Genomic DNA, 202 nt, shown 5'->3' with positions numbered 1-202 from the left:
GAATCCGCCCCGGGTCGAGGGGCCGGCTCTGCCAGTCGGCCATGGCGTCGAGGACCTTGTCGGTGATCGTGGAGATCGTCTGCCGCGAGACCTGGGCGCCGTAGACCTCGGCGAGGTGAGCCTGGACCTCACCGGTGGTCAGGCCCTTCGCCGAGAGCGACAGCACCATCTCATCCACCCCGGACAACCGCCGCTGGCGTTT

General features: G+C 68.8%; 1 protein-coding gene. It reads right to left on the bottom strand.

Features of this window, described 5'->3' with window-relative positions; all coding sequences use genetic code 11:
• Positions 1–202 (bottom strand): transposase (locus FVA95_RS30635; RefSeq protein WP_193564473.1); only part of this gene is annotated, 202 nt, incomplete at both ends.

Source organism: Pseudonocardia sp. EV170527-09 (genome assembly GCF_008369905.1).
GTDB lineage: Bacteria > Actinomycetota > Actinomycetes > Mycobacteriales > Pseudonocardiaceae > Pseudonocardia.
This window is presented reverse-complemented; position numbering and strand designations above follow the sequence as displayed.